Annotated in this window: 12 protein-coding genes; 4 read left to right on the top strand and 8 right to left on the bottom strand. The window is 50.3% G+C overall.

Annotated elements, in window-relative coordinates:
- Positions 1 to 21: 21 nt before the first annotated feature.
- The gene (locus ACO0LD_RS17405) at positions 22 to 735 is read left to right on the top strand and encodes a tetratricopeptide repeat protein (RefSeq protein WP_423009021.1); all 714 of its coding nucleotides are present in this window, start codon (positions 22 to 24) and stop codon (positions 733 to 735) included.
- A 52-nt stretch (positions 736 to 787) separates the two neighbouring features.
- Here the strand turns inward: ACO0LD_RS17405 and ACO0LD_RS17400 are convergent, their stop codons facing one another.
- From ACO0LD_RS17400 to ACO0LD_RS17365, 8 genes are all read right to left on the bottom strand, one after another.
- Positions 788 to 2,212 carry a sulfatase family protein gene (locus ACO0LD_RS17400; protein ID WP_423009019.1) on the bottom strand — a complete coding sequence of 475 codons (1,425 nt, stop codon included), beginning with the start codon at positions 2,210 to 2,212 and terminating at the stop codon, positions 788 to 790.
- Between the two features lie 207 nt (positions 2,213 to 2,419).
- Positions 2,420 to 3,874, bottom strand: coding sequence for an MBL fold metallo-hydrolase (locus ACO0LD_RS17395; RefSeq protein ID WP_423009017.1), 1,455 nt, complete (start codon positions 3,872 to 3,874; stop codon positions 2,420 to 2,422).
- 30 nt (positions 3,875 to 3,904) lie between these two features.
- The gene (locus tag ACO0LD_RS17390) at positions 3,905 to 4,921 is read right to left on the bottom strand and encodes a sulfate ABC transporter substrate-binding protein (RefSeq protein ID WP_423009015.1); all 1,017 of its coding nucleotides are present in this window, start codon (positions 4,919 to 4,921) and stop codon (positions 3,905 to 3,907) included.
- Between the two features lie 43 nt (positions 4,922 to 4,964).
- The gene (locus tag ACO0LD_RS17385) at positions 4,965 to 5,378 is read right to left on the bottom strand and encodes an ExbD/TolR family protein (RefSeq protein ID WP_423009013.1); all 414 of its coding nucleotides are present in this window, start codon (positions 5,376 to 5,378) and stop codon (positions 4,965 to 4,967) included.
- The gene (locus ACO0LD_RS17380) at positions 5,378 to 6,112 is read right to left on the bottom strand and encodes a MotA/TolQ/ExbB proton channel family protein (RefSeq protein WP_423009011.1); all 735 of its coding nucleotides are present in this window, start codon (positions 6,110 to 6,112) and stop codon (positions 5,378 to 5,380) included. The genes ACO0LD_RS17385 and ACO0LD_RS17380 overlap by 1 nt, the downstream gene beginning before the upstream one ends.
- Before the next feature lie 12 nt (positions 6,113 to 6,124).
- Complete coding sequence (locus tag ACO0LD_RS17375; protein WP_423009009.1) at positions 6,125 to 6,934, bottom strand: TonB family protein; 810 nt, start codon at positions 6,932 to 6,934, stop codon at positions 6,125 to 6,127.
- Positions 6,935 to 7,250: 316 nt separating this feature from the next.
- On the bottom strand, positions 7,251 to 8,015 hold the full coding sequence (locus ACO0LD_RS17370; RefSeq protein ID WP_423009007.1) for a cytochrome b/b6 domain-containing protein: 765 nt from the start codon (positions 8,013 to 8,015) through the stop codon (positions 7,251 to 7,253).
- A gap of 30 nt (positions 8,016 to 8,045) precedes the next feature.
- Positions 8,046 to 8,558, bottom strand: coding sequence for a rhodanese-like domain-containing protein (locus ACO0LD_RS17365; RefSeq protein WP_423009005.1), 513 nt, complete (start codon positions 8,556 to 8,558; stop codon positions 8,046 to 8,048).
- A 442-nt stretch (positions 8,559 to 9,000) separates the two neighbouring features.
- Between ACO0LD_RS17365 and ACO0LD_RS17360 the strand changes: the two genes are divergently transcribed.
- The 3 genes from ACO0LD_RS17360 (at position 9,001) to ACO0LD_RS17350 (ending at position 16,135) form a co-directional block, all read left to right on the top strand.
- On the top strand, positions 9,001 to 11,850 hold the full coding sequence (locus ACO0LD_RS17360; RefSeq protein WP_423009003.1) for a TonB-dependent receptor: 2,850 nt from the start codon (positions 9,001 to 9,003) through the stop codon (positions 11,848 to 11,850).
- Between the two features lie 342 nt (positions 11,851 to 12,192).
- Positions 12,193 to 14,640, top strand: a complete 2,448-nt coding sequence (locus ACO0LD_RS17355; RefSeq protein ID WP_423009001.1) for a DUF1549 and DUF1553 domain-containing protein — start codon at positions 12,193 to 12,195, stop codon at positions 14,638 to 14,640.
- Between the two features lie 58 nt (positions 14,641 to 14,698).
- Positions 14,699 to 16,135, top strand: coding sequence for a DUF1501 domain-containing protein (locus ACO0LD_RS17350; RefSeq protein ID WP_423008999.1), 1,437 nt, complete (start codon positions 14,699 to 14,701; stop codon positions 16,133 to 16,135).
- Positions 16,136 to 16,189: the final 54 nt, after the last annotated feature.

Genomic DNA, 16,189 nt, shown 5'->3' with positions numbered 1-16,189 from the left:
TTTTATTTATTGAATTTGCTCATGACTTCTTTCTACATACTATGCTTGCTGCTGCTGGTTCTTGCCAGTGCCTTACCTTTGCGGGTATTGTTGGCTTACCATGCTCGCAATGCCGGTAGCAATGCAAACCAGTCAAAGAAATGGCTGTCAGGTCAGGTTGGAGGATTTCTCATTGTCTTGCTTTGCTCAACAGGAATATTGTATGCCTGTCTTGGTAATATTCAAGCCATTACCCAGCCCCAATTTGACCGTGAATTAAATGCTCAACAAGAGAAACAGGGAGTAGGGCAAAAACAGATACTGGCCATGGTCGATGGACTGGCTGCGCGCTTGCGAAAGCAGCCTGATGATGTAGAAGGCTGGCGACGCCTTGCACGTTCTTACGAAACTTTGCGACGCTTTGACCTTGCCGTGAATGCCTACCAGCAATTGATACGCTTGCGGCCAGGTGATGCTGATGTGCTGACTGATTATGCTGTGACCCTGGCTGTGAGCAGACAACAGAATTTATCTGGCGAGCCTGAGCAATTGCTGCAAAAAGCATTGGCCATCAAGCCCGGCCATATACAGGCACTGGCTTTACTTGGCAGTGCTGCCTATGAAAGACAGGATTACAAGGCTGCTGTCATGGCGTGGAAAAAGATAGTAGATCAATTACCGGCAGACGATGAAATGGCAGTGTCTATCAATGCCAGTATCAGCAAAGCAGAAAAATTGGTATCACAAAAGAAATAGAAAAAGAAATAGAAAACCCCTGATGCTCATGGAGCATCAGGGGAAATGCAGATTACTCGTCCAGCAATGCACGATAGCGGTCAGCCTGAGCTTTGCCATCAACAGCATACGTTCTCACCTCTTTCGTGATAGGCAGCATTTGCGCATTCCAGTTTTCCCAATCCTGCTTTAGTTTTGCAAATACCTGAGGATTTTTTTGTGCCAGGTTCGCTCTCTCACGCGGATCACGTGCCACATCAAACAGGAATTCATTGTCCGCTATCTTCAGATACTTCCAGTCGCCAGAACGCACTGCTTTTTGTTTATTGGCCTTATAGCGCCAGTACAGGGTACGTGGCTGCACTGCCTGTGTACCCAGGAGGACGGGTAAAAGATTCTGGCCATCGCTGGGGTAGGCAGGGTCAGGCGCACCACCGGCAGCGGCCAGCAAGCTGGGTAACCAATCCATGCTGATGGCAACCTGGCTGCTGACTTGCCCAGCCTTGATCTTCGCTGGCCAGCGTACGATGGCTGGCACGCGTATGCCTCCTTCCAGCAATTCTGTCTTTTGTCCGCTCAACGGCCAGGTCCTGGAAAAGCGTTCGCCACCATTGTCACTGGTAAAGATCACGATGGTATTTTCAGCCAGGCCCTGCTCATCCAGGCTCTTCAATACCCGGCCTATGGCAGTATCCAGGGACACCACCATTTTTCCATAAGTTTCCAGACTGCCGCCGTCGAGATGGGATAAGGATTTGATCTCGCGTGATACAGCTTCATCATCCGGCGTTTCCCACGGCCAGTGCGGGGCAGTGAAATGCAAGGACAGGAAGAAAGGCTGTGCTGCGCTTTGTTGCTTTACATAAGCTACAGCCCTGTCAGCCACCAGGTCAGTGTAGTAGCCTACTTTATTGACAGGCACTTCACCTTCAAACAAACCATCTTTTGCATCTGGCCCTACGCCGGTTTTGTGGGTAAAGTAATCTATTGCTCCACCATAATTACCAAAGAAAACATCATAACCACTCTTCAATGGGCTGAATTTGGGCAAGAAGCCCAAATGCCATTTGCCAAACAAGGCTGTCGTATACGACTGTTTTTTCAACAGGGATGGCAGAGTAGGATGCTCGGGCGGCAAGCCTATATTTTCTGATGCCCCGGCGATAGGTTCTTCCAGCCCGCCGCGCAAGCGATATTGATAGCGTCCGGTTATCAGGCCAAAACGGGTGGCTGAGCAGACGGCAGAGTTGGCATAGGCCTGGGTAAAGCGCAAGCCCTGCTTTGCCAGTTGATCCAGTTGTGGGGTCTGGAAGTCGGTTTGCCCATAAACGCTGAGATCAGCATAACCAAGGTCATCGGCAAGGATGAAAATGATGTTTGGTTTTTTTGCGTTTGCGGTATTGTCAGCGGCATGACTGGTTTCACTGATCAGGGAACTTAGCGATAGCGCTGAAATACTGCCCAGCATTTGCCGGCGTTTTTTATTGAAATGGCTCATGTGTATCTACGTAAATGAAAGAATGTAGTCATTGTAATTTTGATGATGCAGCTAATTACAATACAGGGCAAGAATATCTTTGCATAAGCTCATGCAGTTTAATGCGTGCTCATGGATTTAAACTAAAAAAGCCGGGAATGCATTCCTGCAGTCCCGGCTTTACATACAGGCTATTCAGCTTAATTGATGCCGATTAGTTGACACCTCTCAGTTGACACCGATATAGCTCTGCAAATCAGCCAGCTTAACTGCTTTCTGGCCATGCAAGCCAGCAATCTGGTCGACATCCAGCTTCAATTTCCTGAGGTTGTCATACAGATTAACGGAGTAAGGATTGGCAGGCACCAGCGCCGGGGCATTTGCCGCCGGTGGGTTATAGGCATCGGCCTCGACCAGGATTTTCTCGGCTGGCAGATATACCAGGGCAAACGCATCATTATGGGTATTGCCTGCGATAGGATAAATCTCTATCGCACGCTTGCCATCATTCAGTACATGCCTGGTCTTGAAGGTATCGAAGCGGGCCTTGGTTTTGGACAGTGCCAGACGGTCAGGGTTCAGACTATGTTGATTGGCCCAGATTTTTTGGTAATAGCCACGGTTTTCCTGATGGGTAACGATGATGGCACCCTCATCAACATAGGTGCGCAGGCCACCAGAATGGTCAAAATGGGCATGGGTGTTGATCAGGTATTTGATGGGCTTGCCAGGAATGATCTCTTTGGCTTTGGCAATCACGGCCAGCGACCTTTCTTCACTTAATGGTGCTTCAACGATGACGATGTGATCAGCCTGCTCGATGGCGACGCTGTTATGTGTGCCACCGGTCAGGTGATAGACACCATCTGCCAGCTTGGTCGATGTCACTGTGATGACAGGTGCCGTCGCATTGACGACTTCTGCGGGTGCACTGATATCTACCGGCGCATTGACTTGCAGTTCAGCGACTTGCAAATCCAGCACTGGGTGCCCACCCAGGCTGCGGACTATATGTGCAGGATATTGTTGCCCGCCAAAGTCCTTGTACTGGCTAAACTTCGTCAGCAATTCGGCATCACCCAGCACAGGATTATCTATCCAGGTTTTTACCTGTTCCAGCTGGTTGTTCTTGTTGATGAAACCCACATAGCGATACTTGCCATCAGCATTGAAGCTGACTTCTACTCCTCCTTTTAACGCTTTGGATGTAGCATTGTTTGCCAGTGCTGCCTTGATAAAGCCATGTGGTGTAGACCAGATTTCCGCGCGGCGTTCTTCCAGGGCCGCCCGTTGTGGGTTGTAATTACTGCTTCCATTGGCTGCCACAGTGGCATTCCATGCCAGGGCACCACTGACATATTGATCCGGTTTTTGTTCAGCCGCCGTGGGACGTGCGCGCTTGGGATCAACAGTTTGCAAGCGTGCGATCTGCACACGCGCTGCTGCCTTGTCATAATTGATGGACGCTTTATAGCTGCTGACATCAAATTCTGGCCAGGCCAGACTTGGTGCCGGTGCCTGGCCAAACTGGAACCACTTCCCGGTTCCAGTTACACTGACGGATTGCGTATTTGCTGCATTCAATGCATCTGCTGCGGCCTGCAGACTGGCAGCCTGAGTCTGTCCTGCCAGCAGGGCAAGTGGCAGCAGCAAATGACCCGTCTTGATTTTTATAGCATTCATGGTGTTTCCCTATTATTTTGTTTGCTGTTTTTAGTTTTGACTTACTTTTGCCGGTTGATAAATCTGGTCAAATACGCCGCCATCAGCAAAATGGGTTTTCTGGGTTTTGGTCCAGCCACCGAAGGTATCGTCTATGCCAAACAGTTTGACCTTTGCGAAGGTATTTGCATATTTTTTAAGGGCTTTCTCCGTCGTTGGGCGGTAGTAATTCTTGCCTATGATGTCCTGGGCTTCGTCGGTATACAGATAGTTGAGGTAAGCTTCAGCAACCTTGCGTGTGCCATGCTTGTCGACCACTTTGTCAACGATGGCTACGGGAGGCTCTGCCAGTACGCTGATGGACGGGGTAATGATCTCGAATTTATCTGCGCCAAATTCTTTCAATGCCAGATGGGCTTCGTTTTCCCAGGACAGCAAGACATCACCTATGCCACGCTCAGCAAAAGTCACTGTTGATCCGCGTGCACCAGAATCGAGTACAGGCACATTTTTGTAGACTCTCTGCACATAGTCTTTGGCCAGTGCTTCCGAACCACCCGGTTGTTTCAAAGCATAGCCCCAGGCTGCCAGGTAAGCCCAGCGAGCACCACCGGAGGTTTTGGGGTTGGCCGTGATGACGGACACACCGGGCTTGGCGACATCAGCCCAATCCTTGATGCCTTTTGGATTACCCTTGCGCACCAGGAAGACGATGGTGGATGTATACGGCGACGCATTATGCGGCAAACGTTTTTGCCAGGCTTTGTCGAGCAAACCAGCTTCTGCAATCGCATCTGTATCATAGGCAAGGGCCAGGGTGACGACGTCTGCATCCAGGCCATCAATCACTGTTCTTGCCTGTTTGCCTGAGCCGCCATGCGATTGCTTGAAGTTCAGGTTGTCGCCGCTCTTGGCTTTCCATTGTTTGGCAAAAGCCTGATTGATGTCCTGGTACAGTTCTCGGGTAGGGTCATACGATACATTGAGTATATTGATGTCGGCGGCAATGGCGGCTTGTGTCAGTGTGCCCAATATCAGGGCGGAAATTGCAAATTTTTTTAACAACATGGATAGTCCTTTCAAAGAATAATATAAAAAAATGAGGAAGTAATTAGCCGCCGCCAGGTGAGGTCAGCACTGACAGTTTGCTGACACCTGATTTCTGTATGGTCGCCATGACCTTGGCGACCGAGCGATATGGGACACCTTCATCAGCCTGCAGGCTGAGTGCCAGGTCAGGGCTGGCGCTGACCTGGGATTTCAATTCAGCTTCCAGCGCCTCTTGCGCGATTTCACGCTTGTCGATAAACACTTTATTGGCCGCATCTATGCTGACCGTGACCGACTTGGTCGTGTCAGGCGCAGAAGTCGCAGCAGTTTTGGGCAAGTTGATACGTACTGCGTTATTAAGCAAGGGGGCCGTGATGATAAAGGTCACCAGCAAGACCAGCATGACATCTACCAGCGGCGTGATGTTGATTTCGCTGACCACGTCACCACGGTCATTTCCAGTTGAGAAGGCCATTATGCGAGTGCTCCTGTAACCGGGATATCATCATGGGCAGGTGCGGCTTTGCCTGCATCAACAGATTTATTGACGGGCTTGCTGACACGGAAGGCATTCTTTTGCGCCAGGTTAACAAAATCAGTTGCATAGTTATCCAGCTCGGCAGCGGTGACTTTCAATCTGCGAATATAAAAGTTATAGGCCAGTACTGCAGGTACGGCGACGGCGATACCTACGCCAGTAGCGACCAGCGCTTCACCGATAGGGCCAGCGACTACGTCTATGCTGGCAGAAGCGTTTTTACCTATCGCACTCAGCGCGTGGATAATGCCGAAGACCGTACCAAACAAGCCGACAAAGGGGGCTGTGCTACCTATGGATGCCAGTACAGCCAGACCACTTTCCAGCGACTGATATTCTTTCTGGATTTGCTGGCGCAAATGACGCTCCAGCAATTCTTGCCTGTCCCAGCTATGTTCCAGGTCATGGCCTTCGCCATTTTTTTCATTCACATACAGCGCACCGAAGCCTACTTTTGCCAGGCGGGATTTGGGGCTGGCATCACTGGCGATGGCGGTTGCTGCATCCAGGCTGGTGGCACTCCAGAATTTTTTGGCGAACAATTTATCCTGCTTTGACAAACGCCAGTGTTGTACTGCCTTGGCGAAGATCAGTATCCAGGTGACGACAGAAAACAGTAGCAAGGCATACAGGGATGCTTGGACGATAAGGTTCAGGTAATAATCATTCATGATGTGATCTCTTTACAGTTTAAAAATAAGGGGAACGTGTACCCAGCCATCTACCGGTGTCTGCCCGCGCTTGGCCGGCTGGAAGACCCAGGATGTGACTGCCTTGATGGCAGCTTCATCCAGTATTGGATGGCTGCTGGACTTGGCGATCTGGATATTGTCTGGATGGCCGCTGGCAAGCACATGCACTTTCAAGGTGACCTGGCCTTCCAGTCCGCGCCTTTGAGCGGCTGGTGGATAATTGGGTGCAGGATTTTGCAAGTAACCTGCATAACCTTTGGGTTCTGTTATTGGCTCTGGCGGTGCGGGCGCAATTGCCGGCCCAGGTGGCGCTGGCGGTGCAGCTACAGCAACAGCCACGGTATTTGCGCTGGGCGTAGTGTCCACAGGTGCGGCGCTGACTACGGGAACATTATCCGGCGGTGGCGTCCTTACTGGTGCAGCCACAGGTTTGATCTGCGGTTGCAGCTTGGGTTTGATTTCAGGTGGAGGAGGTGGTGGTGGCAATTCTTTCACTGGTGGCGGTGCAATTTCTATGCTGAGTGGCACCACTTTGGCTTTTTCTACTGGCGTAACATTGATAGGTTGATGCAGGCCATACACCAGTGCTACATGGACACCTGCTACTGCTACTATTAGCGTACTCAGACTCCAGTTGAACTTGCCGGTTTTATCTTGTGCAGGTAAAACCGTGGCTACTTTTACCGGTGGTAATTCTTGCGCTACTTTTGGCTTGGGTAGCTTGGGCACCGCTCGATTTGATCTTCTCACTGCGGATTTACGCAAGAAGAAGTCGCTGCTTTCAAACGTCATGCTAGTCATGTTTTTCCCTTTCTATGTAAGAAAATTTGCTTGTGATATTCAGGTTTTGACTATGAAATACGCAGGCAAATTTTCCACTGGACTTGCATCTCCTATTGCAGGAAGTGTGCCAATGGAATTGCAAGGGGGATGGCGGTAATTGGAGGTTTTATGTACGGATTTCATCTGCACAGTCTTATGCAACTGCTGTAATTTCAACAGTCTGATGAAGTTGATACATGCTGAAATAATTCGACTATTCAAATGCATTTCTCAAATAGAAAAAGCTGCCATCAAGGCAGCTTTCCCAGAACTACGCAGTGTATAAATTGACGGCTTACCAAGCTGGTTTTTCCTGCACCGCTTCCGGTACTTTTACTTGAGAAAGATATGTGCCACTGGCAAAGTAGATAGTGAAGACAAGCAAAGCCAGCGACAATATAAGCGCCAGCCAGTGTGGCTTGCTTTCTGCTGGCTTGACGTCGTCATCGACTTCTTTCCAACCTGTGATCATGGGTTTCAGCAGATTCTGTTTTTTAATTCTCAGGTACCAGAATATGGCGAGTATGTGCAGGGCGATCAGTGCCAGCAAGACATAGATACTCAGTTTGTGAAATGAAGTCAGGGTAGCCGCGGTTTTTTCCGCAACAAGGCTAAACAAGGGGCCGGTAAAATCAATGTCATTATTACTGAACAAACCACTGCCTGCCTGTGCAGCGACAGCCAGTAACAAAGCAAAGACTGAAATTGCACCCAAAGGATTGTGACCCGGTGCTGACCATCGGCCTTGAAAAAATAGACGTATCTTTTCCGGCGATGGAAAAAAACTGCTGAACCTGGCATAGGTAGTGCCGACAAATCCCCAGGCCAGCCGAAAGCTGAGCAGGCCCAGGATAGCCAGGCCTGCCTTGGCATGCAAATTCATCCAGTTACCACCTATAAAACCTGTGACAGTTGCAATCGTTATGGCCAAGACCAGTAGCCAGTGAAACAGGCGTAAAGGCAAGTCCCATAACAGTATGCGTTTTTTGTTGCTACCTGGCTTATTACTCACAGTATCCACCGTGTCACTGGCCGCAGTAGAAATAATGGATGAAGTCATGCTGTATTCATTTCTATTCTTGCAGGTCAATTACCAGTCTTTTTTAACTGCAGCCGCAGCGGTGGTTACTGCAGGAGCGGCTGCAGCGGTGCGCGGTGGTGGCACTGCTATCTTGGTGATCGTGCCTCCTTGTGATTCATAGTCTTCAGATCCAGTCGCACCAGCGACTGTAAAACCTTTTGCTGCAAGCAGGTCACCTGCTGCGCCAGCGCGCACAGCGTGATTTGATACTGTCAAGATGACGCGGTCTTTCGGTATGTAAGCCAGGCTTTTTTCCAGTTCCTTGTTCTGGATATTCAGGTACACAGGGAAACTGCCTTTGGCCGTCAGTTCATCTGGGCGACGCACATCGATAACCACCAGTTTTTCAGGCTTGGCCAGCAAGGCATCAACTTCGCTGCGTTCCAGGCGTTTGGTTTTGTATTTCCATGCCTGTTCGGCAGCGGCACCGGTAGCGCCAGTTGCTGGCGCTGCTTGTTGCGCCATTGCGCTGGCCGCAGCGACACTGAGGAAGAGAGCGATAAAATTTTTACGTTTGATCATTTTGGGCTTTCAATAGTTGGGGAGTGGAAGAAGATCAGTCTTCTCTCTTAGTGCAACTACCATGCCAAGTTGATCAATTGGCAGATTAGCTCTGATAAGCAAATTTGCAGCGAAGCAGCAAGTTGCGTAGCCAACATGCGCTGATGGCTATGCAACAGCTGTAAGGTTTTACGTTGTTCATGGTTCAGCAGTGCCTGGAATATGCATATGTGGTGTTATGCCCGATACGCAGCAAAATGCAGCAAAATAAAACAAAGACCTTGCTGAGTCCGCAGCAATCCATAAACAATATCTTTGTTTATGTCTGGTATTCAACACGCGCCGAATAGATCAGGATTTGGATCAGAAGTTTTTATATGAATCCCGATAAGCAGCTCGCGTGGCATGCTCTTTGCGATAGCAAGAGGAAACACTTCCTTCAAATGCTACAGGAGCAACACGCATGAGTCACAATCATCAAGCAGCAAAATCAACACAATCAGTACGAACGCCGTCATTTTTTTCTCTCCGCCGTGGGTTGGTGCCATTCCGCCGCTCACCTATCGCCAGTGTATTGGCTGGTGCTGCCTTGCTGGCGTCTGGCAGTTTGCATGCAGCAGATGGCCCCAGCGTCGCAGAATTGCAGGCGGAGATAGCCCGTCTCAAGGAGATTATTGCCAAACAGGCAATCAGTAATGCACCAGCAGCGCCAACGGCTAGCGCACAAGCTAATCCATCTGCTAACGCGGCCAATACTCAATTAGCGAAGAGCACAGCCCCAGAAGAAGTTGATACTCTCGGTGCTGTAACAGTACGCAGCCGTAACCGTATAGAACGTCTGCAGGACGTGCCGCTATCAGTTTCCGTGGTGACTGGCAAGGAGCTGGATCGTTTGCAAGCTACAGACATAGGCGCGATTGCCCAGCGAGTATCGAATGTATCCTGGAACCAGGGTAACCAGCGCACCAGCAGTCTGTCTATACGCGGCATAGGCAAGCAAGGTCAGACCGAGGCGCAAGACCCCAGCGTTGGCCTGATCGTGGATGGTGTCAACTACGCCTACAATGCGCTCTCATCAAGTTATGACTTTACCGATGTCGATGCAGTAGAAGTTACCCGTGGCCCGCAAGGTACCTTGCTGGGCAAAAATACCAGTGTGGGTGTCATCAATGTGACGACGCGCCGTCCTTCATTTACACCTGATGCCAGTTATTCCCTGACTTTTGGCCAGAACGATACCGTGCAAGGCCGCTTCTCTGCTGGCGGTCCTATCGTTGATGATGTGCTGGCATGGCGCGGTACCCTGAGTGTCAGCAAAGGCGCTGGCGATATCACCAATTTGTACAACAAGAATATCACCTATACCAATAAGGACAGGGTTTCTGGCCGCGTGCAGTTCTTGCTGACGCCGACCAAAGACTTCAGTGCCCGTATTGCTTTTGATGCCCAGCCACGCGCAGGTGAAACCACCAATGGACGCACCATCAATACAGCAACGCCAACTACCTATGCCAATGGCAGCGTGAATACTCTGAGTACAGATGCCAGTGTACGCCTGGCGCGCCGCTGGTTCACGCAGCAGAGCAGCTATACTTATCTCAGGGATTATCTGAATGGCGGCGGGCAGAATGCGGTTAACAATGATTACCAGCGCCCCTTGATTACCGGTAGCAATGGTGCCTCGGCTGAATTGAACTGGAACCTGGGCACGCATACCCTGACTTCGATTACTGCCTACAAAGACTACCATTTCAATGCCGTCAATGACGAAGGAACACCGTTTGATATCTACCGCAATGCAGGTGGTTTCTGGAATGATTATCGTCAGGCCAGCCAGGAAATCCGCCTGACTTCACAGCCTGGTGGCAAAGTAGATTACCAGACTGGTTTGTTCTTCCTGGACGTCACCAACAGCGCAGATTATCGCCGTCAATGGGCGAATGATGCAGGTGCCTGGTTTGCCAGTGCCAGTCAGTACACCACCCTGGACAAGGATGCTGCAGGTCGTTACTTGCTGCAAAACTCGCTGGATGGTTTGAACATGTCATTTAACAGTCCGGCTGGCTTGCAAAAAATCAAAAACAAAAGTGCTGCTGCTTTTGCCCAGGCTGACTGGCATGTCAGCGATGATTTTACTTTGACCACAGGTTTGCGTTACACCTATGAGTACCGCAAAAATACTGCCTCCACGTTATTGAAAGACTATGGTAATGCCCCTGAGTTGAACCCGGTTGCCATCAATGGTGTGCAACTGGGTGGTTTTTCATCGAATAGCGCGGGCTTGCTGAATGCCGGTAACACAGATAGTCAACTGGCTCTGGCTGATCTGGCAGCCAGCAAGTATTTTGGCACGACGATTACAGGTGCTGCGGGCACTGCCTATAATAGTTTGACGACAGCGCAAAAAGCCCAGATAGCAGCAGCGAAAACCTTGCGCCAGTCCCAAATCGGGGTGGTATTCAATCCTGTGCAGGCAGAAGCTTTCAAGGGTAGTTTGCCAGCTTTCGTGATCAGTCCGTCTTATAAAATCAACGACAACGTCACGGGCTATGCATCCTGGCAGTATGGCGAAAAGGCGGGTATATCCCAGGTCACCAATGGGATATCCAATCTGGTCAAAGCTGAGAAAACCAGCGCCTTTGAATTTGGTTTGAAATCAGCTTTGCTGGACAATAAGCTGATTTTGAATGCAGCATTGTTCGTCATGGACATCAAGGATTACCAACAGGCTGTGCGCGTGCTGGATGTCTACACCACCAATCTGAACAATGACGGCAGCAACTACTACACCTCGGCCACAGGCAACGTACCAAAAGTCAGGGCACAGGGTCTGGAAATTGATGGCGTCTACAGTGGTATACCCAATACCCTGGTGCGTTTCTCAGGTGCTTATAACGATGCGCGCTACAAGACCTTCACTAACTCTGCACAGCCAGTTGAAAATGGCTATACCGGCGCTGCACCATATCGTGATGTCTCTGGCCAGGCTTTGCCTGGAGCCGCAAAATACAGCTTCAATGTGGGTATAGATTATCGCCTGCCAATTCTGGGTAACCGGGAATTTCATGCCAGTACGAACACCCTGTATAGCAGTAAATATAACTCGGACAATTCCTTGTCTGATTATGGCTGGATATCTGCAAAAAGCGTTACTGACATAGCGATAGGCATAGGCAGTCGCAATCAATCCTATGATCTGAGTCTGGTCGTCAAAAATGCCTTCAATGACAATACACCTTTGCTCAAGACCTGGAATAGTTTTACACCGGCAGTACCGCGTTTGGTAGGCATCACACTGAGCGGCAAACTGTAATTGACGAAGAAAAACTGTATCAACACCAACCCAGGCAATTGCCTGGGTTTTTGTTTGTACGTTACAAAACGATACTTACTGTTGGACTTGAGGCAGGTCGTAACACGGGCTTGTTTTTAAATCAGCAGAGCAAATGCAGATGTTTGAAAAATGAGCAGCTTGAGATTCTTCATTTCTATCGATGTATATTAAAAAAACCATATTTATCAATGACTTATATTAAATTTTTTGTGAGTTTTAATGGTGGCGCGATAGTTGCTATTGATAGTGAAAGTCTTGTTTACTAATTATTTCCAGGGAGTATTTTCATGATTAAAACCCGTTATCAGCAAGGAGTGCTTCATGTATAAGCCGCTAGCGCTCGCCGTCATATTGACCTTGTCAGGCACAGCCATCAGCCTGAGTGCCGCAGAAGAAACCAAAGCTGTCGCCAAAACCCAGGCCGCTGTCGCTCAGGGCTGGGCTTACCAGCCTTTGAAGAATCCTGAGCTGCCAGCAGTCAAACAAAAAAGCTGGGTACATACTCCAGTCGACAATTTCATCCTGGCGCAGCTTGAAGCGAAGAACATCAAGCCCTCGCCGGATACTGACAGGGCCAGCTTCATCCGCCGTGCCACGCTCGACACCTGGGGCGTGATACCGACGCCAGAAGAGGTACAGGCATTCGTCACAGACAAGTCACCCAAGGCGTATGAAAAGCTGGTGGACAAGCTGCTGGCCTCTACCCGCTACGGTGAACGCTGGGGCCGTCGCTGGCTGGACCTGACCCGCTATGCCGATAGCGATGGTTTCAATGCCGATGGCACACGCCCGAACGTCTGGCGTTACCGTGATTACGTCATCAAGGCGTTTAACGAAGACAAACCATATAACCGCTTCATACAGGAGCAACTGGCCGGTGATGAGCTGTTCCCCGGCAATCAGGAAGCCCTGATCGCCACTGGTTTCTTGCGTAATTACCCTGATGAAGTCAATGCCCGTGACCTGAACCTCAAGCAAGTGGAAATCGCCACTGACCTGACTGATACCGTCGGTTCGGTCTTCCTGGCCACGACGGTTGGTTGCGCCGCCTGCCACAATCACAAGTTCGACAAGATTTCGCAAAAAGAATATTACCAACTGCAATCCTTCTTTGTGAATGCCAGTGCCAGCGATGACATACTTGCTGCAACTGGCAAGCAAAAAGAAGAATTTGAGTTGAAGCAGGCGAAATGGGAAGCTGCCACCAAGGATGTCCGTGACAAGCAGGAAACCTTGCTGCGTCCCATCATCGACAAGGCAGAGGCAGACCGCCTGCTGGGCTTTGTGCCGGCCACGCGTGATTCCATCACCAAGTCAGAAAATGAACGCAACGCTTACGACCGCTGGATTTATCACCGCAATCTGTGGACTATGCAAGGCCGTACCCGCAATGCTGTCAACCAGCTTAAAACCAAGGATAAGGAAGGTTACGAAAAATACCAGAAGCTGGAAGTTGAACTGAAGAAGTTTGACAACATCAAACCTAAACATCCAGGCTATATCTCTGCCATGACTGAGCTTGGTCACGCTGATGCGCCACCAACTTACATATTGGCGAATGGTATCTATGACCGGCATCTTGAAGAAGTGCAACCTGCCTTCCTGTCTTTGCTGACCAATGAAAAACCAAATATCGTAGCAACAGCCACTTCATCTGGCCGCCGTACAGCCCTGGCGAACTGGCTGACCAGTGAGAACAATCCTCTGCCTGCCCGTGTCTTTGTGAACCGTGTCTGGGCCCAGTATTTTGGCCGTGGCATTGTTGAGTCAGTCAGTGATTTTGGCAAGATGGGTACCAAGCCCAGCCATCCAGAGTTGCTGGATTACCTGGCCAGCAATTTCATCAAGGAAGGCTGGAGCGTCAAGAAATTGAATCGTCAGATTTTGCTGTCGAATGTCTATCGCCAGTCATCTGCAGAGCGTGAAGATACCAAAGTAACTGACCCAAGCAACAAGTTGCTGGCATCTTTCCCAAGGCAGCGTCTGGATGCAGAACAGATCCGTGATTCATTGTTGCTGGCTTCTGGATTACTGGAAGAAAAACTCGGTGGTCCGTCTGTATTGCCACCAGTGCCGAGCAACTTTAATGCCGGTAATGCCTGGGTCACATCGACAGATCCACATGATTACCACCGTCGCAGTGTGTATGTCTTCACCCGCAGGAATATCCCTTACCCGCTGCTGGAAACCTTTGATATGGCGAACCCGCAACTGGTACACAGCAAGCGCGATGTGACTACCACTGCACCGCAGGCTCTGGCTCTGATTAATAGTGACCTGGTGTTCCAGTGGTCACAGGCATTGGCAGGCCGGGTCCTGCGTGAGGCAGGCAATAGTGAATCGGCACAGATAGACCGTTTGTACCAGATTCTGTATGCCCGTTTGCCAGATAAAACCGAAAAGGCGACTTTGCTGGGCTTCCTCGACAACCAGGAAAAAATCACCAAAAAGCAGATTGCTGATGGCAAGAAAGTTGGCGTGCCTGAAGGCTTTGGTGAATCCGCTGAACTCAGGAACAACATCGACAAACTGTATAAAACTGCCTATGGCCGTTCTGCAGACCGCTTCGAGAAAATCGCCTTCCTGGAATTTTTTGAAAAACAGAAGCAGGCCAAAGCCAAATCTGGCCAGGGCGATGATGATGCTGACACCAGCAATACGCCAACTGCCAAGGATGATAGCCAGAAGCTCAACAAGGCCAGGGCTGCTGCCTTCCTCAGCCTCGTGCATGCAGCGGCAAATTCAAATGAATTCAGTTACCGGTTCTGATGCCAGGTCATCAGTTTAAAAATACGAAAATTACGAATAGAGTGAAAAGGGAAATATCATGACCAATAAATCACGCCGCGACTTTTTGTCACATGCCGGACTGGGTCTGGGGGGGCTGGCTGCCGGAGGTTTTCTGGGTGGGGGCTTGCTGTCGAGTGCACAGGCAGCGACATTTGATGATCCACTGGCTTTGAAAGTCGCCCATCATGCAGCGAAGGCCAAGTCGGTCATCTGGCTGCATATGGCCGGTGCGCCAAGTACGCTTGACCTGTTTGACTACAAACCTGACTTGATCAAACTGGCAGGCCAGCCCATGCCAGATTCATTTTCTAAAAACCTCAAGACCGCGACTGACGGTGGTGTCGGTGCCCTGTATGCCACCAAACGCACCTGGAAACAGCATGGCGAAAGCGGTGCCTGGTTCTCTGACCTGGTGCCGAATATCGCCAAGCAGGCGGATGATATCTGCTTCATCAAAGGCAGCAAGACTGAGGGCAGTACTCATGTGATTTCTTCCTTGAAATTGCATACCAGCGCCCTGACGCCTGGCCGCCCGGCATTGGGTGCCTGGATCACCTATGGCCTGGGCAGTGCCAATCCTGACCTGCCCAGTTTCGTGGTCTTGCCTACTGGCTATGACAATAGCGGTGGTGGCCGTGGCCAGACGATCTGGAGTTCCGGCTTCTTGCCTGCGACTTATCAGGGTACTGCTTTCCGTCAGGGTGATTCACCTATTTTGCATCTGGACAGGCCATCTGTGGTCTCATCTGCCGAGCAAAAAAATACCCTGGACCTGATACGCAAGTTGAATGCCCAGCATGCCTCACGCTATCCATCTGACAGTGAGCTGGAAGCGCGTAACCGCTCTTATGATCTGGCTTACCGCATGGAGTCATCTGCCCCTGAAGCCGTTGACTTGAACAAGGAGAGCAAAGAGACCAAGGCGGCCTATGGCCTCGATGATGACGCGACAAAAGACTATGGCACCAATCTCTTGCGTGCGCGTCGTCTGGTTGAGCGGGGAGTGCGTTTTATTCATGTCATTTCAGGGTCTAATGACAAAACCTATGGCAGTTGGGATGCCCACAACAATATCGAAAAAAACCACGCTGTCATGGCCAAGTCTGTCGACAAGCCCATCGGTGCCTTGCTGGCTGATTTGAAGGCCCGTGGCTTGCTTGATAGCACCCTGGTGGTATGGACATCTGAATTTGGCCGCACACCTTATGGCCAGACTGGCGATGGCCGCGATCATAACCCCTGGGGTTATACCACCTGGATAGCTGGCGGCGGTTCCAAAGGCGGCTATACCCACGGCTCTACCGATGCAATAGGTTTGCGTGCAGAAACTGGTCTGGTCGATACCTATGATTTGCAGGCAACGGTATTGCATTTGTTGGGATTGAACTACCGTAACCTGACTTATACCCATCAGGGCCGTTCAGAACGCCCCACGACCGTGTTTGGTGAGGTTGTCAAGGAACTCATAGCCTGATTGCGGATTTGGGCGCTTAGCCTTCAGGCGAAAGCGCCCTTTCCGTAACGGCAT

The organism is Undibacterium sp. Ji83W (assembly GCF_049340385.1).
Lineage (GTDB): Bacteria > Pseudomonadota > Gammaproteobacteria > Burkholderiales > Burkholderiaceae_D > Undibacterium.
This window is presented reverse-complemented; position numbering and strand designations above follow the sequence as displayed.